Consider the following 17760-nt stretch of genomic DNA (forward strand, 5'->3'; position numbering starts at 1 on the left):
AGACTATTCGTGGAACGATCGCCGCGTGTCACGCCACGATGCTGATCTCGAACTCGCCCTCCGCCTCGCCGACGCCGCCGACGCGATCACCGCCACCCGGTTCCGCTCCCACGACCTCGCCGTGGAGCGCAAGCCGGACCGCACCCCGGTGACCGACGCCGACATCGCCGTCGAGGACGCGGTCCGCGCGCTGCTGGCCGCCGACCGTCCCGACGACGTCGTCATGGGCGAGGAACGCGGCGGCACGCTCGACGCCGAACGGGTCTGGGTGCTCGACCCGATCGACGGCACCAAGAACTTCCTGCGCGGCGTGCCGATCTGGGCGACGCTGATCGCGCTGGTCGCCGGCGGCGTGCCGGTCGTCGGGGTCGTGTCGGCGCCCGCGCTGGGCCGCCGCTGGTGGGCCGCCGCGGGCGGGGGCGCGTTCGCGTCGGACGCCGCGGGTGAGCGCGCGATCTCCGTCTCCGGCGTGCGGGAGCTGGAGGACGCCTACATCTCGACGACCGACCTCAAGACGTGGACGCAGTACCGGACGCGCGAGTCGTTCCTGCGGCTCGTGGACGCCACCTGGGAGAGCCGCGCGTTCGGTGACTTCTACCAGCACTGCCTGGTCGCCGAGGGCGCGATCGACCTGGCACCCGAAGCCGTCGCGAACCCGTGGGACATCGCGCCGTTCCAGGTGCTGGTGACCGAGGCGGGTGGCCGGTTCACCTCACTGGAGGGTGAGGAGCGCTACGACGGCGGCAACGTGCTGACGTCGAACGGCCACCTGCACGAGGCAGCGCTCAAGCTGTTGGCACCGTGAGGGTTCCGCGCGCGACCTGGGCCCAGGCCAGGCGGCCGAAGAGGTAGTGGCACGCCACGCTCTCGTCGTCGAACCGGGCCCAGTCGTACCGGTTGCCCTGCTCCTGCCAGAACACCTCGTAGCCGTCCTCGGTGATGACGCACCAGCGCTGGTCCGCCTCCTCGCCGATGCTGACGACGTCGTCCGGCACACCGATCTTGGTCAGCCACTCGGGCAGCGTCTCGACGTTCATGCGGTGATCTCCGTGAGGTAGCCGAGCGCGACGAGGTCGGCGACGGGGTAGGTGGTGCGGTACCGCGCGCCACCGCCGGGCTGGCCGAACCAGGGTGCGCTGATCGTGCGGTGGACGGGCAGGTCCCTGAGGACGCGGTACCTGCGGTAGCCCTGCCCCGCCAGCTGCGGCGGCAGGGAACGTTCCGCGTAGGGCGTGCCCGCGGTGCTCAGGACACGGCCCTCCGGCGTGCCGAACCGGTCGAGCTCGGCACCGGCCTTGAGGACCTCCGGCTGGCTCTCCTCGTACCCGCCCTCGCGTTCGGCCGGCCACCTCGGCGAGCCGTCCTCGGTGAGGAAGAGGGCGTCCCAGTCGCGTTCGTGCATGCCCGCCAACGGGTCGTACCCGTCGAGGATCGCCTGCACGGTGGGGTGGTCCTGGCCGAGGCCCTCGGAGGCGTCGACCGGCTGGGTGAACGACGGGTCGACCAGGTCCGCCCGCGGGTGGTCCTGCGGTGCGAACCGCCCGACCGGCTCGGCCTCGTGCTCCTGCTGCCGTGGTGCGGGCAGCTGGCGTGCGGGCTTGGGGGCGAGCCGCGGTGCCTGGCCGGCACCGATGAAGACCGCCATGAACCAGCTGCCGACGGCGGCCGCGGTGTAGGTGTGGCGGGCGATGTCGTAGGCGAGGCCGGGGGTTCCGGCCAGGGCCTGGGACTGGTCGCGGTTCTCCAGGCGGTCGGCGATCGGGCTGGACTGCTGGCCCAGGTCGACGCCGGGCGCCACGGGGGCCGAGACGACGGTGTCGCCGGGGTGGTGCGCGGTGACCGCGCCGTCGGGGGCGAGGCCGTCGAGGGCGAGGCCGGTCGCGGACGGGTCCTTGAGGGCGTCCTTGGCCAGGGCGTCCTTCGCGGAGTCCTTGGCGAGCGCGTCCTTGGTGGCGGTGGAGTCCTTGGCCAGTGCGTCCTTGGTCAGCGCGTCCTTGACGGCGGCGGGGTCCTTGGCCAGCGCGTCCTTGGCGGCGGGCTGACCCTGCTGGGTCTGGCCCGGCTGGTTACCGCCCTGGCCGGAGTGAGCCGATCCACCCTGGCCGCCGAGCTGGCCGTGGCTGCCCGGCTGGCCCGCCTGGTGACCGGCCTGACCCGCCTGGTTGCCGAGCTGGCCGGACTGGCTGCCGGGCTGACCCGGCTGGCTGCCGGACTGGCCGGGCTGGGAGCCGAACTGGCCGCTGGGCGGCTGGTTGGCATGGGCCTGGCCTGCCGCGGCCGCGGCACCGGCAGCACCGGGCACGCCGGTCTTGGCTGCCGCTGCCTGGGCACCCGAACCGGCCTGCGCACCGGCCTGGGCCGCTGCCTGAGCACCCGCCTGGGCACCTGCCTGAACGGCGGCCTTGGCACCCTGCTGTCCCTGACCTGCCTGACCCTGCTGTCCGCCGACCGCGGCACCCGCCTGGGCACCCGCGCCCGGAGCCGAGCCGACCGCACCGGCGGAGCCACCCACGGCGCCACCCACGGCGCCACCCACCGCGCCACCGATCGAACCGCCCACCGAGCCACCGGCGGAGCCCACGGGCCCGCCGATCGGACCGGACGGGCCGCCCATGGCCGGTGCGGACGGGGCGGTCGGTGCGGTGGCGTGCGGGGCCGCGGGCTGGTTGTGCACCTCGGGCATGAGCGGCCGGTCGAGGACCGCGGCACCGGCGGCCTGGGTGGTGCCCTCGGCGACCGGGCCGAGGGAGCCGTGGACGCTCGGGATGACGTCGGAGGCGTGCCCCACGACCGGCTGCGCGGCCGGAACGGCGTCGGCGACCGGTCCGAGCACCTGCGGGCCCTGACCGCGGCCGGGACCGTCACCACGGCCCGGACCGTCGCCGGAACCCTCACCGCGGCCGTGGCCGTGCCCGTCGCCGGGACCGTCGACCGCGTCGAAGGCCGGTGCGGCGGCGTCACGGCCGCCGGGGACCACGTCGAGCGCCGGGGCCACGACGGCGGCGGCCGGAGCGGTAACGGGGGCGGCGGCGTCGAGGACGGGCTGCACGACCGGGGCGGCGACGTCGGTCACGCCACCGACCACGTGGCCGGCCGTGTCGGTCACCGCGCCGAGCACCGGTGCGACGGGTGCGGTCACCGCGCCGACCACGGGGGCCACGGGCGCGGTGACACCGGCGACGACCTGACCGACCGGTGCGGTCACGCCGGACACGATGTCGCCGACGGGTGCGAGGACGTTGCCGAGCAGGCCACCGGGGGCACCGCCGGGCGTGGCACCGGGGCCGTGGGCGCCCGGCGCGGTGTTGACGGGCTGGCCGGCGTGGCCCATGTCGACGCCGGTGTCCAGCCGGATCGCCGAGGTCAGGGTGTTGGTGAGGTTCGCGACGTTGGCCGCGGTGCCGCGGATCAGGGTGTCGAGGCCGAGCAGCGCGGTGGTGTTGCCGGTGCCGGCGGCAACCTTGGCGGCGTCGTTGTTCTTGGCGAGCGTCACGAGCTCGCGGACGATCTCGACCTTGGCTGCGCCGACCTGCGTGGCGGCGTGGTCGAGGCGGTCGGCGGCGGCGCGGCAGCCCTTGGCGGCGCGCTGGAGCTCGCCGTCGGGTGCGACGACCTTCGTCCACCGGCCGCGCGCGGCGTCACCGGTGGAGCCGTGCAGGCCCTCGAAGGCGCGGCCGGCGGCACCGTCGGCGGAGGTGCCGAGGCGGCTGATCTTGTTGCCGGCCTCGCGCCACGCCGTGGCGCTCGCGCGCAGCTTGTCCTCGTCCGCCTTGGGCCACGAGACGCCGGCCTTGGCGGCGACCTCGGTGAGTTCGGCGGGAAGCTCCATGCCCATGTCAGCCGTCCAACCTTCGCATCGCGGTCGCGTTGCTCTCCTCGACGTGCCGGTACGTCTCCGCGGTCTTGGCGAGCTTGTCGCCGAAGTCGCCGAACGTGGTCGTGATCGAGGACAACGCACCGGCCGTGGCGCTCGCGGGGGCCTGGTGCGAGTCGGCGAAGCTGCGCCCGGCCGCGTCGTCACCCCAGCAGGCACCGAACGCCGCCAGCGCCCTGTCCAGCGCACCGGCGATCTCACCCGCCTGCCCGGCGAACCCGCGCAGCTCACCGGCACCGGCGTCGAGCCGGTCCAGATCGGCGTTGTACCCGGTCATCGCACCCTCCTGTTGATGAGCTCCGAGTCGAGCCAGCTCTCGCGCTGCTCGTTGTCCTCGTCGTCGTCGGCGCGGCGACGTGCGGGCTGCCGGTCCACCGCGGTCCTGTCCTCTGCGGTCCTGTCCTCTGGAGGGGCGTACTCGTCCGGCTTGAGGTCGGCGGTCCCCGCGACCAGCGCGGCCGGGTCCGCGGCGGCGGGCAGCACGGTGCTCAGCACCTGGTAGGTGCCCTCGGCGGCCTGCGCGGCAGCGGCGGCCACGGTCCGCACGACCAGGTCGGCCAGCTGCTCGGGCCGGTGCCGCCGGTAGGCCAACTCGGACAGTTCCAGGGCCGTGAGCTCGCCACGTGCGCCCACCGTCGCGGTGACCGTTCCGTCCGGACTGCTCGCCCGTCCCGCCACGGCCGCCAGCTCGCGCTGGACCGACGCCAGCTGCTCGCGGCTGCGCCGGTAGTCGGCCAGCAGCTCCTCGACCTGCGCACGGTGGTCGTCCACCGAGTCCCCCTCACACGCATAGCCCTGGGCTCGGGCTCTTGGACGCCGTTGCCCGTAGATCGGTTCCCGGCGACTTCGGTTACGTACGATCGCCGACGTGATCGCCTTCGAGGACCTGCCGGCAGGCCGAATCATCCCGCTCGGCGAGGTGACCGTCGACCGGGACGACATGGTCGATTTCGCCCGCAGGTTCGACCCGCAACCGTTCCACCTGGACGAGGACGCCGGCCGGGACTCGATTTTCGGCGGTTTGTCCGCATCCGGCTGGTACACGGCCTCGCTGTGGATGCGCGCCTACGTCGACAAGGTCCTCACCGGCTCCACCGGCCAGGGCTCGCCGGGGGTCGACGAGCTGCGCTGGCTCGCGCCGGTGTTCCCCGGTGACGTGCTGACGTTCGAGGTCGAGGTGCTCGACGCGCGGCTGTCGAAGAGCCGGCCCGGCCTCGGTCTCGTGCGGATGCGCGGCACGGCCCGGCGCGGCGACGAGGTCGTCTACCGGTTCGTGTCGACCGGCATGTTCCTCACCCGCGACCGGTAACCGCGGCCCGGCTACTTCGCCAGCGCCCGCACGACCCGCGAGGGGCTCGGCCGGCCCAGCCGCTCGGCCATCCACACCGACGTCTCGACCAGCTTGTCCAGGTCGACGCCGGTCTCGATGCCGAGTCCGTCGAGCATCCACACCAGGTCCTCGGTGGCGAGGTTCCCGGTGGCCGACTCGGCGTACGGGCACCCGCCCAGCCCACCGGCCGACGAGTCCACGGTCGTGACGCCGCACCGCAGGGCGGCCAGCGTGTTCGACAGCGCCTGCCCGTAGGTGTCGTGGAAGTGCACGGCCAGCGAGGAGACGTCGCCGAAGCCCTCCAGCAGCGCCTCGACCTGCCCCGGCGTGGCCACGCCGATCGTGTCGCCCAGCGACAGCTGCGAGCAGCCCATCTCCAGCAGCCGCTCGCCGACGGCCACGACCTGGGACCGCGGCACGGCGCCCTCCCACGGGTCGCCGAAGCACATCGACACGTACCCGCGCACCGACAGGCCCGCGGCCAGCGCACGTGACACCGTCGGGGAGAACATCTCGAACTGCGAGTCCAGCGTCCGGTTCAGGTTGCGCGAGGCGAAGGTCTCCGTGGCCGACGCGAAGATCGCGATGTCCGTGACCCCTGCCTCCAGTGCCCGGTCGAGCCCGCGCTCGTTCGGCACCAGCACCGGGTACGTGACGCCGGGCCGGTGCCGCAGACCGGCGAGCAGCTCGGAGGCGTCGGCCAGCTGCGGCACCCACTTCGGGTGCACGAAGGACGTCGCCTCCAGAGTGGACAGACCGGCGGCGGCCAGGCGGTCCAGGAACTCCAGCTTCACCGAGACCGGCACGACCGCCGACTCGTTCTGCAGGCCGTCCCGCGCGCCCACCTCCCAGATCGTCACCGACGACGGCAACGAGCCGGACGCGACCACGTCGGGCAGCCCCGCTTCACGCGCGCCCATCGACGGTCCTCGGGTGGAAGTCGTCTTCCGGGTTGTCGTTGACTTCGCGGTACAGCAACGTGTGCACCTTCTCCACGGCCGGGATGTCGTCGAACGGGGGAATCGGCTCTTCCGAGGCCGACTCGATGACCAGGGTGCCGCAACCGAGCATGCGGTCGACCACACCCTGCTCGAAACGGACGCCGATGACACGGGTCAAAGGGATGTCCAGGCCTGTGCGCTTCACCACGCCCTCACGGCACATCACGCGGTCCGTGGTGACGATGAAGTGGGTCGTGCGCCACCGGACCAGCGGCACCACCGTCAGCCACACGACCAGCACGACGCAGGCGACGGCCAGGACCGTCCGCGCGACGCCGGCCCACGACAGGTCCCCGACGAGCCCGGCCAGGTACGCGCCGAGCACGACCACCACCAGCAACCAGAACACCGGGAAGACCAGCGTCTTCCAGTGCGGGTGCCGGTGGATCACGACGTGCTCGCCGGAGCTGAGCAGGTCGTCGGGATAGGCCATGGGCCAACCCTAACTACGCGGTGCGCAAATGCACCACGTCACCTGCGGACACGCCGTGCTCCACACCGTCGGTGCCGCGCACGACGAGGGTGCCGTCGGACTCGATGCGCTGAGCGGTCCCTTCGAGCTGCACGCCACCCGCCAGCTCGACGCGCACGCGTTGGCCGATGGTCGCGCAGTGCTCCTGGTACTCCTCCAGCACACCGGAGTCGGCGGCGTCGCCGCCGTTCTTGCGCCACACGCCTTCCAGCCCGGCCAGCTCGACGAGCAGCCGGAACGCCAGCTCGCCACGATCCAGCTCCGCGGCACCGGAGTCGGCCAGCGACGTCGGCGCCAGCCCGCCCGGTGCGGGCTGCACGTCGTCCGGCAGCTTCGCGACGTTGAGCCCGATGCCGACCACGACGGCCGGTGCCGCGCCGCCGACGATCTCGGAGAGGATGCCGGCGCCCTTCCCGCCCCGCTCGCCGAGCAGGAGGTCGTTGGGCCACTTGAGCGTCGCCTCGACACCAACCGATTGGGCGACCCGCACGAGCGCCAGACCGGCGATCAGGTTGAGCCACGGCAACCGCTGCGCGGGCACGTCGGCCGGCCGGAACAGCACGCTGACGTACAGCCCTCCCGGCGGCGAGGACCAGCTGCGGCCACGACGCCCCTGCCCCGCGGTCTGCTCCAGCGCGATCAGCACGGTGCGGTCCTGCGCACCGGCGACAGCGGCCGCGGCCAGGTCCGCGTTCGTGGAGGCCGTGGCCGGCACGACGTCGAGAGCGGCGAACGGGCCGTGGGGTGCGACCAGCCGGGCGCGCAGCGCATCGGCGTCGAGTGCGGTGTCCATCACCTCAGGTTATGGGAACCGAAGAGAGTACGTGCGCCACAAGGCGACCGACAGGTTGCCGTGACCTGGACAACTGCACGGGGCAGTTCAGCAATGCTCTCGTTAGGCTGCGAGCCCATGAGCAGTGCGACCGAGCCGATCGGGACCGTCCCCGCCGGCGCTTCAGGCGCCCCGGACGTCCACACCACCGCGGGCAAGCTCGCTGACCTCTACCGGCGCAACGACGAGGCGGTTCACGCCGGCTCGGCACGCGCGGTCGAAAAGCAGCACGCGAAGGGCAAGAAGACCGCCCGCGAGCGCATCGACCTCCTGCTCGACCCCGGTTCGTTCGTCGAGCTGGACGAGCTGGCCCGGCACCGTTCCACGAACTTCGGGCAGGAGCGCAACCGCCCGTACGGCGACGGCGTGGTGACCGGCTACGGCACCGTCGACGGCCGTCCGGTGTGCGTGTTCTCCCAGGACGTCACGGTGTTCGGCGGCTCGCTCGGCGAGGTCTACGGCGAGAAGATCGTGAAGGTCATGGACCTGGCGATCAAGACCGGCCGCCCGATCATCGGCATCAACGAGGGCGGCGGCGCGCGCATCCAGGAGGGCGTCGTCTCGCTCGGCCTCTACGGCGAGATCTTCACCCGCAACGTCCGCGCGTCCGGCGTCATCCCGCAGATCTCGCTGATCATGGGCTCCAACGCGGGCGGTCACGTCTACTCCCCCGCGCTGACCGACTTCGTGGTGATGGTCGACCAGACCTCGCACATGTTCATCACCGGCCCGGACGTCATCAAGACGGTCACCGGCGAGGACGTGACGTTCGAGGAGCTCGGTGGCGGTCGCACGCACAACACCAAGTCCGGCAACGCGCACTACCTCGGCAACGACGAGGAGGACGCGATCGCGTACGTGAAGGAGCTCCTCTCGTACCTGCCGTCGAACAACCTCTCCGACGCCCCGGCGTTCGAGGGCACGCTCGCCGCGGGCTCCATCTCGGACACGATCACCGACGAGGACCGCTCGCTGGACACGCTCATCCCGGACTCGGCGAACCAGCCGTACGACATGCACGAGGTCATCAACCGCGTGCTCGACGACGGCGACTTCCTGGAGGTCCAGCCGCTGTTCGCGCCGAACATCCTCATCGGCTTCGGCCGGGTGGACGGCCACTCCGTCGGCGTCGTCGCGAACCAGCCCACCCAGTTCGCCGGCTGCCTCGACATCGACGCCTCCGAGAAGGCCGCGCGGTTCGTGCGCACCTGCGACGCGTTCAACATCCCGGTGCTGACGTTCGTGGACGTGCCCGGCTTCCTGCCCGGCACCGACCAGGAGTGGAACGGCATCATCCGCCGCGGCGCCAAGCTGATCTACGCCTACGCCGAGGCCACCGTCCCGCTGGTCACCGTGATCACGCGCAAGGCGTACGGCGGCGCGTACGACGTCATGGGCTCCAAGCACCTCGGCGCCGACATCAACCTGGCGTGGCCCACCGCGCAGATCGCCGTCATGGGCGCGTCGGGCGCGGCGAACATCGTGCACCGCAAGACCCTCGCGGCCGCCGCTGCCGCCGGCGAGGACGTCGACGCCCTGCGCGCGCAGCTGCAGCAGGAGTACGAGGACACGCTGTGCAACCCGTACGTGGCCGCCGAACGCGGGTACGTCGACTCGGTGATCCCGCCGTCGTACACCCGTGCGTACGTCGCGCGCGCGTTGTCGATGCTCCGGGACAAGCGGGAGACGCTGCCGCCCAAGAAGCACGGGAACATCCCGCTGTGAGCGCGCCGACCGAGGAGGGCCGGGAGACGCCGTTGCTCCGCGTCGTGAAGGGTGCGCCGGACGACCACGAGCTGGCGGCGCTGACCGCGGTGATCGCCGGGCTGGCCGCGGCCGTGCCGGTGGAGGACACGCCCGTGCGGCGGTCGGAGTGGGCGAACCCGGCTCGGCGCGTGCGCAGGCCTTTGCAGCACGGGCCGGGCGCTTGGCGTGCTTCGGGGTTTCCCGGCTGAGGAGTTCGGGTGCTCGGCCGGGCTGGGTTCCCCTGCTGAACAGCCTCGGTTCTCTGTCCGAGGAAGGCTCAGGTCCCCAGCCGGGCGGCCTCGGGTTCTCGGTCGAGCGGGCCCGGCTGGCCCGGTTCGCCGGTCGAGCACGACCCCGGTCCGCCTGCCGAGCACGACCCCGGTCCGCTGGCCGAGCACGCTGACGCAGGGGTACCCCCGAACTGGGAACCCCTGCGTTTCACCGTACTCACCGGGTCCGACAAGATCGGCTAGCAAGGCACCCGGCGGCTCTTGAAGTCCAGGTCCACGGCCACCTCGCGGCACCGGACCTCACCGTCCACGCGCAGCTCCAACGTCCAGAACACGCTGCCGTACGACTCGCTGGTGCGCAGGACGTGGGCATCGGGCGTGGGCAACGGCAGCCGGGAGCGCAGCGCGGGCTCCACCTGCGTGAGCAACGCGTTCTCCGCGCGGTCGACGGGGTTGGCGAACGGCCAGATGGGTACGCCGTACCCGATCGGGTCGCTCGCGAGCACGCCTCCCACCGCACACGATCCAATGAGACCGCCCAGCACGCCCAGGAGTGTCGCGATCCGTCTGCGCTTGCCTTCGCGATCGGAACCGCGTTCGGTGAGGACAAGCACCCAGCGCTTCACTTCACCGAGGGTGCCGACGGAAGAGGTGACCGCGCATCAGTAGTCCTACGCAATCCGCAGACCGGGCCAGCTGGCGCGCCGTTTACGCACTTTGTGTCGGCTTCTTCATGACGTTGCTCGACACGACCATCGTGAACGTCGCGATGCCCTCGATGCAGGCGGGTCTCGGCGCGTCGCTCAACGACATCATCTGGGTGAACAGCGCGTACCTGCTGGCGTTCGCCGTGCCGCTGCTCATGACCGGCCGGCTCGGTGACCGGTACGGGCCGAAGCGGCTCTACCTGGTCGGCCTGCTGCTGTTCGTGCTCGCCTCGCTGGCCTGCGGGCTCGCGGGCAGTTCCACGGCGCTGATCGCCGCCCGTGCCGTCCAGGGGCTGGGTGCGGCGGCCATGACGCCGCAGACGATGGCGTTCATCACCCACCTGTTCCCCGCGGACCGGCGGGGTGCGGCGCTGGGCACGTGGGGGTCGGTCGCGGGCCTGGCCACGGTGTCGGGGCCGCTGCTGGGCGGTGTGCTGGTCACGCACCTGGGCTGGCAGTGGATCTTCTTCGTCAACATCCCGATCGGCGTGCTGGCGCTGGTGCTGCTCGCGCTGTGGGTGCCGGACCTGCAGACCGGCCGCGCGCACCGGTTCGACGTGCTCGGGGTGGTGCTGTGCTGCCTCGGGCTCGGGCTGGTGGTGTTCGGCATCCAGAACGGCGAGCACTACGGCTGGGGCCGGGTCGCGGGGCCGGTCACGATCGCCGGGGTCATCGCGGCGGGCGCGGTGCTGCTGGTCGCGTTCGTGCTCTGGCAGGCGGCCGCGCGCAACCCGGAGCCGCTGCTGCCGTTGCGGATCTTCCGCAACCGCGACTTCTCGCTCGGCAACGTCGCGAACGTCGTCATCGGCTTCACCGTGACCGGCCTGTTCGTGCCGCTGGTGCTGTTCCTGCAGACCGTGCCGAAGCTGTCGCCGCTGATGGCGGGCCTGGTCACGGCACCGGCGTCGGCGATGTCCGGCCTCACGGCGATCTTCGCGGGCCGGTGGTCGAACCGGCCGAACGCCAAGGTGCTGCCGATCAGCGGGTTCCTGCTGCTGGCCGCGGGCATCGGCGCGATGACGTTCCTGCTGCACGACGGCATCCAGTGGGTGCTGATCCCCTCGCTCGTCGCCGCAGGCACCGGCATGGGGCTGGTGTACTCGCCGCTGACGAACATCTCCACGAAGTCGCTCGACCGGTCGCTGCTGGGCGCGGGTGCCGGCATCTACAACACGTCACGCCAGTTCGGGAACGTGCTGGGCAGCGCGGCGATGGGCGCGGTGCTGCAGGTGACGCTGGCCGCCACCGGCGACTTCACGGCGGCGGTGCGGGCGACGCTGTGGATGCTGGTCGCGGTGCTGGTGGTCGGGCTGGCCGCCGCCGCGGCCTTCCGGCCGGCCGGGAGTGCTCCCGTGCCAGACTCCCGGCGTGCACCTGATCCTGGCCTCTCAGTCCCCCGCTCGTCTTAGCGTGCTCAGGGCGGCGGGCGTCGAACCCGTCGTGCGCGTCTCCGGTGTCGACGAGGACGCGCTGCTCGCGGCGCTGGCCGACGCCTCGCCCGAGGACCGGGTGGTGGCGCTGTCCGCCGCGAAGGCGGAGGCGGTCGAGCACGACGACGAGTGCGTGGTCATCGGGTGCGACTCGATGCTGCTGTTCGAGGGCGAGCTGGTCGGCAAGCCCGGAACGGTGGAGGCGGCGCGGGAGCGGTGGCAGCGGGTGGCCGGCAAGAGCGGCGTGCTGATCACCGGTCACACCGTGCTGCGCGTGTCCAGCGGCGAGGTGGTCGGCAGGGCCTCCGCGGCCGAGTCGACGACCGTGCGGTTCGGCACGCCGAGCGCCGACGAGCTGGAGGCGTACCTCGCGACCGGCGAGCCGTTGCAGGTCGCGGGCGGTTTCACCATCGACGGGCTCGGCGGCTGGTTCGTCGACGGGATCGACGGCGACCACACCTCGGTGATCGGCATCAGCCTCCCGCTCACCCGGCGGCTGCTGGGCCGGCTGGGTGTTGGGGTGTCCACACTCTGGTAGACGCTGGTCACAGTTCACCCGATCAGGGAAGACTGCCCCCGGAGCGCGCGTTGGGGGTATGCGGTGAACGAGCATTTGACGCGTCGTCGGAACATCGACCACGGACGCAGGACGAGCACGGGCTGTACGGGCTGACCGCCCCCAGTCCCGTTCCGCTCATCCCTGCCCAGGAGATGTTCCCGTGTCGCTCGTCCAGACATACCGCAAGCCCAAGGTCTTCGGCCTGACCGTGCTCGCCGCGCTCGTCCTCGGCGCGCTCGCCGGCTGGCTCGGCAAGGGCACGTGGCTCGCGCCCGTGCTCGCCTGGATCGGCAGCAACTTCACCAAGCTGCTCCAGCTCACCGTCATCCCGCTGGTGTTCACGGCGATCGTCGTCGGCATCGCGTCGCTGCGGCACCTCGGCGGCGGCCGCACCGCCGCACGCCTCGGCGGCAAGACGTTCCTGTGGTTCGGCATCACGTCGCTGATCGCCGTGCTCATCGGGCTCGCCGTCGGCGCTGTCCTCAAGCCCGGCCAGGGCGTCCACATCGATCCCGCCGCCGGCGCGGTCGACAAGCTCGCCAAGCGCGCGTCCGGCTCGTGGAGCACGTTGTTCGACAACCTGATCCCGTCGAACATCTTCAGCGCCTTCACCGAGGGCGACGTGCTGCAGGTCGTGTTCATCGCGGTGCTCGTCGGCTTCGCCGCCTACGCGCTCGGCGAGAAGGCCGCGCCGTTCACGAACCTGGTGCGCTCGTTCTTCGACATCGTGCAGAAGGTCGTCGGCTGGATCATCCTGCTGGCCCCGATCGGCATCTTCGGCCTCATCGGCAACGCCGTCGCCACGTACGGCAACTCGTTCGTGCGGCCGCTGTTCTCGTTGATCGTCGCCGTCTACCTCGGCACCGCGATCGTGCTCTTCGTCGTCTACCCGGTGCTGCTGAAGTTCGTCGGCAAGGTCTCGCCGGTCGAGTTCTTCCGCAAGTCCTGGACGGCGATCCAGTTCGCGTTCGTGTCCCGCTCGTCCGGCGCGACGCTCCCGTTGTCCCGCAAGGCCGCCACCGACCTCGGCGTCTCGCAGGAGTACGCGAACTTCGCCGTGCCGCTGGGCACCACGACCAAGATGGACGGGTGCGCCGCGGTCTACCCGGCCGTCGCGACGATCTTCATCGCGAACCTGTTCGGCATCCAGCTCTCGGTGTGGCAGTACGTCGGCATCGTCGCGGTGGCCGTGTTCGGCGCGTTCGCGACGGCGGGCACGACCGGCTGGTACACGATGCTCACGCTGACTCTGGGCGTGATCGGCCTGCCGCCGCAGGTGATCGCGACCGGTGTGGCCGTGGTCTACGCGATCGACCCGATCCTCGACATGATGCGCACCGCGACGAACGTGGCCGGGCAGATCACCGTGCCCGTGGTGGTCGCGCGCAGCGAGGGGCTGATCGAGGACGGCGCTCCCGCCGAGAAGGAACTGATCAACGCCTGAGCGTTCGTGTCCTGGACGTTCGTGCTCTGAACGTTCGTGCCTCAAGCGTTCGCGTTCTAGGTGTTCGTGCAGGGACGGAGCTGAGACAACTTCGGCGCCGGTGTGGGCCAGCCTGGCAGCTGCTCCCGCGCCGGCGCCGCCTGCGTGCAGCCGATGTCCGGGCCGAGAGCGCTGAAGACCTGCACGAACGCGTTCCTGCACTGACCGCCGCACGCGAGCTGCGCGGCGACGATGTCCGCGACGCCGTCCTCGTTGACGTCGTGCAGCCCGAGGTAGGCGGCGCTGGCCAGGTAGGTGGTCTGGATGCGCGACCACGTTCCGTTCTTGCGGACCAGCACCTCGCCGAGCACCTTGTTGTTGTGCGGGCCGCGCACCAGGCACACGCTGACCGCCGCGTCCTGGCACAGCAGCGAGTCGCCGGTGATCGTCGCGCCCGCCTCCGCGGTGGTCATCTCGAAGATGAACGTGCCGGTCCCGCCGGTCACCCTGATCCGCCCGCCGCCGGTGCCGCCGAGCAGTTCCACCATGTCGTTGCCGACCGACCTGCCGACGATGGACTGGCAGACGGTGCTGCCGCAGCGCATTCCGCCGCCGTTGCCGGACTGACCTGAATCGGTGTGGTCGGGGCGCTGGAGGTAGGCGAACACCAGCCCCGCCACGACCACGACGGCAGCGACGACGGCGACCACCTGCGAGGACCTGGGTGCACCCACAGAGCAGATTGTGGCCGATGCCCCCAGGATGGCTGTGAAGTGAGCCGTCTCTCCCTCTCGGAGTTCACCGATTTCCGTAGACTGCGGCACCAGCCAGAGCCGTAATTGCCGGTCCAGCAGGAGGTACGACGCCGTGTCGCTGCGCAAGGTCCTCATCGCCAACCGCGGTGAGATCGCCGTCCGGGTCATCCGCGCCTGCAAGGACGCCGGGCTGACCAGCGTCGCCGTCTACGCCGACCCCGACCGCGACGCGCCGTTCGTCCGGCTCGCCGACGAGGCGTTCGCGCTGGGCGGCAACACCCCTGGCGAGAGCTACCTGTCCGTGGAGAAGGTGCTGGCCGCCGCCGCGCAGTCCGGCGCGGACTCCGTGCACCCCGGCTACGGCTTCCTGTCCGAGAACGCCGAGTTCGCCCAGGCCGTGATCGACGCGGGCCTGGTGTGGATCGGCCCCACCCCGCAGGCCATCCGCGACCTCGGCGACAAGGTGACCGCGCGGCACATCGCGATGCGCGCCGGCGCGCCACTGGTGCCCGGCACCAAGGACCCGGTGTCCGGTCCCGACGAGATCGTGGCGTTCGCTTCCGAGCACGGGCTGCCGGTCGCGATCAAGGCCGCGTTCGGCGGCGGCGGCCGCGGCCTGAAGGTCGCGCGCACGCTGGAGGAGATCCCGGAGCTGTTCGACTCCGCGGTTCGCGAGGCCGTGACGGCGTTCGGCCGCGGCGAGTGCTTCGTCGAGCGCTACCTGGACAAGCCGCGCCACGTCGAGGCACAGGTGCTCGCGGACACGCACGGCAACGTGATCGTCGTCGGCACCCGTGACTGCTCACTGCAGCGCCGCCACCAGAAGCTGGTCGAGGAGGCGCCCGCGCCGTTCCTGACCGACGAGCAGCGCGCCACGATCCACTCCTCGGCGAAGGCGATCTGCCTGGAGGCCGGCTACCACGGCGCCGGCACCGTCGAGTACCTCGTCGGCCTGGACGGGTCGATCTCGTTCCTGGAGGTCAACACCCGCCTGCAGGTCGAACACCCCGTGTCGGAGGAGACGACGGGCCTCGACCTGGTGCGCGAGCAGTTCCGCATCGCCGCCGGCGAGAAGCTGCGGTACACCGAGGACCCGGCGCCGCGCGCGCACTCGATCGAGTTCCGCATCAACGGCGAGGACGCCGGCCGCGGCTTCCTGCCCGCGCCGGGCACCGTGACCACGTTCATCGCGCCGTCCGGCCCCGGTGTCCGCGTGGACGCCGGCGTCGAGAGCGGCTCGGTGATCGGCGGCCAGTTCGACTCGCTGCTGGCCAAGTTGATCGTGACCGGCTCCGACCGCGACGAGGCCCTGGCCCGCGCCCGGCGGGCGCTCGACGAGATGGTCGTCGAGGGCATGGCGACCGTGCTGCCGTTCCACCGGGTGATCGTGCGCGACGCGGCGTTCACCGCCGAGACGCCCGAGGGCTTCACCGTGCACACCCGGTGGATCGAGACCGAGTTCGACAACCAGATCCCGCCGTTCTCCGGTGGCGCCGAGGCCGGGTCGGACGAGACGCCGCGGCAGACCGTGGTGGTCGAGGTCGGCGGGCGGCGGCTGGAGGTGTCGCTGCCGGGTGACCTCGCGGTCGGTGCGCGGCCCGTTGGTGGTGCTGGTGCCGGCGGAGGGAAGAAGCCGGCGAAGGCGAAGCGCGGGGGTGGCGGGTCGGCCGCCGTCTCGGGTGACGCGGTGGCGGCGCCGATGCAGGGCACGATCGTGAAGGTGGCTGTGGAGGACGGGCAGACCGTCGCGGCCGGGGACCTGATCGTGGTGCTGGAGGCCATGAAGATGGAGAACCCGGTGACGGCGCACAAGGCGGGCACCGTGACGGGGCTTTCCGCGTCGGCCGGGGACCCGATCACGCAGGGGACCGTGATCTGTGAGCTGAAGGACTGAGCGCGCGCTGACGCGGGGGTCCCCCTGGGAGGTGGGTCCCCCGCGACCCAACGTACTCAGGGGGTCTGACAACCGCGGACGCCCCGATTCGCGGACGCTACACCTGCGCTCAGTGATGCCACGCGGGAAGCATTCGTACGACCGGATCGTACGAAAGGTCCCCGCGTGCGATCAGCGGTGAGCCTCGATTCGCGAACACCCCGGTCCGCAAGCCCTCGGCCCGCGCCAGCCTGACCACCACAGCCCACGGCCACCGCGCCCAGCCGCCTGTGACGGCCGGCTGTGATCTGCGAGCGTCCGGGCCCGGCCATGCCGCACGGCTCACCTACGATTGCAGCGTGAGCGACCCGTCGAGGGACATCCGCATCGGTGACGCCGAACGCAGCCAGGCGCTGCAGGTGCTCGGCGAGCACATGAGCGCGGGCCGCATCGACGTGAACGAGTACGGCGAGCGGTCCGCGAAGATCACCACGGCGAAGACCCGGGGTGAGCTGCTGGCGTTGTTCTACGACCTGCCGGATCCGCGGCCGCAGTTCGGCGTGCCCACGCCGATGTTCGACCGGCCCTCCGCCGCGCCCGCGCGCCGGTGGGAGGGTGCGGTGGTGCCGGTGGTCGGGATCGCGGTGGTGATCGCCTTCTTCGTGGTCGTCAAGAACCCGCTGATCTTCCTGCTCATCCCCGCCGTGGCGATCCTGTGGGGCCAGTGGAACGGACGCCGGCGCTGAAACCGTTGCTGTTGCTCGACCTCGACGGGGTGTTGCGGGCCTATCCGCCGACGCCGCCGGACATCGCCGCCATCGCGTTCGAGCCCGCGCTGCTCGATCGGGCCGTCACGGGGAAGATCACCGACGCGCAGTGGCACGACGAGATCGCGAAGACCATTCAACGCGAGCGGGTTGACGCCTGGGCGGCCGGCGGCGAGGTCGTGCGGGAGGCGTTGCAGCTGGTCAGGGCCGCGCGGAGGCAGTGCTTCGTGGCGTTGCTGTCGAACGCCACCACGCGGCTCGAGGCCGACCTGAGCCGGCTGGGGCTCGACGGGGAGTTCGACGCGGTCTTCAACTCGGCACGGCTCGGGCTCGCCAAGCCGGATCCCGCGATCTACCGGCGGGTGCTCGACGAGCTCGGCCGCACCACGGCGGTGTTCTGCGACGACGACGCGGAGAACGCCGCCGCGGCGACCGCGGCCGGGTTGGACGGGGTGCACGTGCCGGACACGGAGGCGTTGCGGGTCGCGCTCGCCACGCGCGGGCTGATCCCGCCGACCGTGCTGGTGGTTCTGCCCGACCGCGACGAGGCCGAGGAGCTCGCCGGGGAGCTGGGGCGGCAGGGCTGGGCGCCCGCGCTGGTGCACCGGGACATGCTGGCCGGTGAGGACGACGCCGAGGACGTGGACTGGGTGATCGAGCTGACCGCGGCCCCGGACGGCTCGCCCGCCTCCGCGCACCGACACGAGCTGGACGTGCTGGCGGAACGGCACGACGGGTTCACCGCGGACGATTAGCCTCTC

Annotated in this window: 19 protein-coding genes; 10 read left to right on the plus strand and 9 right to left on the minus strand. The window is 71.8% G+C overall.

Features of this window, described 5'->3' with window-relative positions; translation table 11 throughout:
• Window positions 1-25: 25 nt before the first annotated feature.
• Complete coding sequence (gene hisN, locus ADL03_RS32735) at window positions 26-805, plus strand: histidinol-phosphatase (RefSeq protein ID WP_053737465.1); 780 nt, start codon at window positions 26-28, stop codon at window positions 803-805.
• On the opposite strand, the gene ADL03_RS32740 is transcribed toward hisN, so the two are convergent.
• The 4 genes from ADL03_RS32740 to ADL03_RS32755 are packed head-to-tail and all read right to left on the minus strand — an operon-like array spanning window position 786 to window position 4645.
• The gene (locus tag ADL03_RS32740; RefSeq protein ID WP_053737466.1) at window positions 786-1037 is read right to left on the minus strand and encodes a hypothetical protein; all 252 of its coding nucleotides are present in this window, start codon (window positions 1035-1037) and stop codon (window positions 786-788) included. The genes hisN and ADL03_RS32740 overlap by 20 nt on opposite strands.
• A complete protein-coding gene (locus ADL03_RS50565; protein WP_053737467.1) occupies window positions 1034-3835 on the minus strand; it encodes a glycohydrolase toxin TNT-related protein in 2802 nt (933 codons plus the stop codon). Before ADL03_RS50565 ends, ADL03_RS32740 begins: the two co-directional genes overlap by 4 nt.
• 1 nt (window position 3836) lies before the next feature.
• Window positions 3837-4151, minus strand: coding sequence for a WXG100 family type VII secretion target (locus tag ADL03_RS32750; protein ID WP_053737468.1), 315 nt, complete (start codon window positions 4149-4151; stop codon window positions 3837-3839).
• Window positions 4148-4645, minus strand: a complete 498-nt coding sequence (locus ADL03_RS32755; protein WP_053737469.1) for a YbaB/EbfC family nucleoid-associated protein — start codon at window positions 4643-4645, stop codon at window positions 4148-4150. Before ADL03_RS32755 ends, ADL03_RS32750 begins: the two co-directional genes overlap by 4 nt.
• Window positions 4646-4742: 97 nt before the next feature.
• Here ADL03_RS32755 and ADL03_RS32760 point away from each other — a divergent pair, with 97 nt between their 5' ends.
• Window positions 4743-5183 (plus strand): MaoC family dehydratase, encoded by a 441-nt coding sequence (locus ADL03_RS32760; protein ID WP_197288851.1) that lies wholly within the window; start codon window positions 4743-4745, stop codon window positions 5181-5183.
• An 11-nt stretch (window positions 5184-5194) separates the two neighbouring features.
• Here ADL03_RS32760 and ADL03_RS32765 read toward each other — a convergent pair whose 3' ends face one another.
• Genes ADL03_RS32765 through ADL03_RS32775 form a run of 3 tightly spaced genes read right to left on the minus strand, consistent with a single transcriptional unit; the run spans window position 5195 to window position 7470 of the window.
• Complete coding sequence (locus tag ADL03_RS32765) at window positions 5195-6124, minus strand: hydroxymethylglutaryl-CoA lyase (protein WP_053737471.1); 930 nt, start codon at window positions 6122-6124, stop codon at window positions 5195-5197.
• Window positions 6111-6638 carry a PH domain-containing protein gene (locus ADL03_RS32770; RefSeq protein ID WP_053737472.1) on the minus strand — a complete coding sequence of 176 codons (528 nt, stop codon included), beginning with the start codon at window positions 6636-6638 and terminating at the stop codon, window positions 6111-6113. Before ADL03_RS32770 ends, ADL03_RS32765 begins: the two co-directional genes overlap by 14 nt.
• A 13-nt stretch (window positions 6639-6651) precedes the next feature.
• Window positions 6652-7470, minus strand: a complete 819-nt coding sequence (locus tag ADL03_RS32775; RefSeq protein WP_053737473.1) for a biotin--[acetyl-CoA-carboxylase] ligase — start codon at window positions 7468-7470, stop codon at window positions 6652-6654.
• Window positions 7471-7587: 117 nt separating this feature from the next.
• On the opposite strand from ADL03_RS32775, the gene ADL03_RS32780 reads away from it, so the two are divergent.
• Both ADL03_RS32780 and ADL03_RS32785 read left to right on the plus strand, forming a co-directional pair.
• Window positions 7588-9234 (plus strand): acyl-CoA carboxylase subunit beta, encoded by a 1647-nt coding sequence (locus ADL03_RS32780; protein WP_053737474.1) that lies wholly within the window; start codon window positions 7588-7590, stop codon window positions 9232-9234.
• Window positions 9231-9464, plus strand: coding sequence for an acyl-CoA carboxylase subunit epsilon (locus tag ADL03_RS32785; protein ID WP_053737475.1), 234 nt, complete (start codon window positions 9231-9233; stop codon window positions 9462-9464). Before ADL03_RS32780 ends, ADL03_RS32785 begins: the two co-directional genes overlap by 4 nt.
• A gap of 260 nt (window positions 9465-9724) precedes the next feature.
• On the opposite strand, the gene ADL03_RS32790 is transcribed toward ADL03_RS32785, so the two are convergent.
• Window positions 9725-10111, minus strand: coding sequence for a hypothetical protein (locus ADL03_RS32790; RefSeq protein ID WP_053737476.1), 387 nt, complete (start codon window positions 10109-10111; stop codon window positions 9725-9727).
• A 107-nt stretch (window positions 10112-10218) separates the two neighbouring features.
• On the opposite strand from ADL03_RS32790, the gene ADL03_RS32795 reads away from it, so the two are divergent.
• The 3 genes from ADL03_RS32795 (at window position 10219) to ADL03_RS32805 (ending at window position 13625) form a co-directional block, all read left to right on the plus strand.
• Window positions 10219-11601 (plus strand): MFS transporter, encoded by a 1383-nt coding sequence (locus ADL03_RS32795; protein ID WP_053737477.1) that lies wholly within the window; start codon window positions 10219-10221, stop codon window positions 11599-11601.
• Window positions 11570-12160: a nucleoside triphosphate pyrophosphatase gene (locus tag ADL03_RS32800; RefSeq protein ID WP_197288873.1), complete on the plus strand. Its 591-nt coding sequence runs from the start codon at window positions 11570-11572 to the stop codon at window positions 12158-12160. Before ADL03_RS32795 ends, ADL03_RS32800 begins: the two co-directional genes overlap by 32 nt.
• Window positions 12161-12341: 181 nt before the next feature.
• Entirely contained in the window at window positions 12342-13625 is a 1284-nt protein-coding gene (locus ADL03_RS32805) for a dicarboxylate/amino acid:cation symporter (protein WP_053737478.1), read from the plus strand.
• Between the two features lie 56 nt (window positions 13626-13681).
• On the opposite strand, the gene ADL03_RS32810 is transcribed toward ADL03_RS32805, so the two are convergent.
• Window positions 13682-14338 carry a hypothetical protein gene (locus ADL03_RS32810; RefSeq protein ID WP_157529537.1) on the minus strand — a complete coding sequence of 219 codons (657 nt, stop codon included), beginning with the start codon at window positions 14336-14338 and terminating at the stop codon, window positions 13682-13684.
• Window positions 14339-14471: 133 nt separating this feature from the next.
• Here ADL03_RS32810 and ADL03_RS32815 point away from each other — a divergent pair, with 133 nt between their 5' ends.
• From ADL03_RS32815 to ADL03_RS46030, 3 genes are all read left to right on the plus strand, one after another.
• Window positions 14472-16253, plus strand: a complete 1782-nt coding sequence (locus ADL03_RS32815) for an acetyl/propionyl/methylcrotonyl-CoA carboxylase subunit alpha (RefSeq protein ID WP_053737480.1) — start codon at window positions 14472-14474, stop codon at window positions 16251-16253.
• A 338-nt stretch (window positions 16254-16591) separates the two neighbouring features.
• Entirely contained in the window at window positions 16592-16978 is a 387-nt protein-coding gene (locus tag ADL03_RS32820; protein WP_053737481.1) for a DUF1707 domain-containing protein, read from the plus strand.
• Window positions 16957-17754 carry an HAD-IA family hydrolase gene (locus tag ADL03_RS46030; RefSeq protein WP_197288852.1) on the plus strand — a complete coding sequence of 266 codons (798 nt, stop codon included), beginning with the start codon at window positions 16957-16959 and terminating at the stop codon, window positions 17752-17754. The genes ADL03_RS32820 and ADL03_RS46030 overlap by 22 nt, the downstream gene beginning before the upstream one ends.
• The last annotated feature ends 6 nt before the right edge of the window (window positions 17755-17760 follow it).

It is taken from the genome of Nocardia sp. NRRL S-836 (genome assembly GCF_001279525.1).
Classification (GTDB): domain Bacteria; phylum Actinomycetota; class Actinomycetes; order Mycobacteriales; family Pseudonocardiaceae; genus Lentzea.

What these genes read in the sequence shown, in the direction of transcription:
- ADL03_RS32770 (WP_053737472.1), bottom strand. Translation starts at nt 6,638, where the DNA reads ATGGCCTATCCCGACGACCTGCTCAGCTCCGGCGAGCACGTCGTGATC.
- ADL03_RS32780 (WP_053737474.1), top strand. Translation starts at nt 7,588, where the DNA reads ATGAGCAGTGCGACCGAGCCGATCGGGACCGTCCCCGCCGGCGCTTCA.
- ADL03_RS32775 (WP_053737473.1), bottom strand. Translation starts at nt 7,470, where the DNA reads ATGGACACCGCACTCGACGCCGATGCGCTGCGCGCCCGGCTGGTCGCA.
- ADL03_RS32750 (WP_053737468.1), bottom strand. Translation starts at nt 4,151, where the DNA reads ATGACCGGGTACAACGCCGATCTGGACCGGCTCGACGCCGGTGCCGGT.
- ADL03_RS32765 (WP_053737471.1), bottom strand. Translation starts at nt 6,124, where the DNA reads ATGGGCGCGCGTGAAGCGGGGCTGCCCGACGTGGTCGCGTCCGGCTCG.
- ADL03_RS32795 (WP_053737477.1), top strand. Translation starts at nt 10,219, where the DNA reads ATGACGTTGCTCGACACGACCATCGTGAACGTCGCGATGCCCTCGATG.
- ADL03_RS32740 (WP_053737466.1), bottom strand. Translation starts at nt 1,037, where the DNA reads ATGAACGTCGAGACGCTGCCCGAGTGGCTGACCAAGATCGGTGTGCCG.
- ADL03_RS50565 (WP_053737467.1), bottom strand. Translation starts at nt 3,835, where the DNA reads ATGGGCATGGAGCTTCCCGCCGAACTCACCGAGGTCGCCGCCAAGGCC.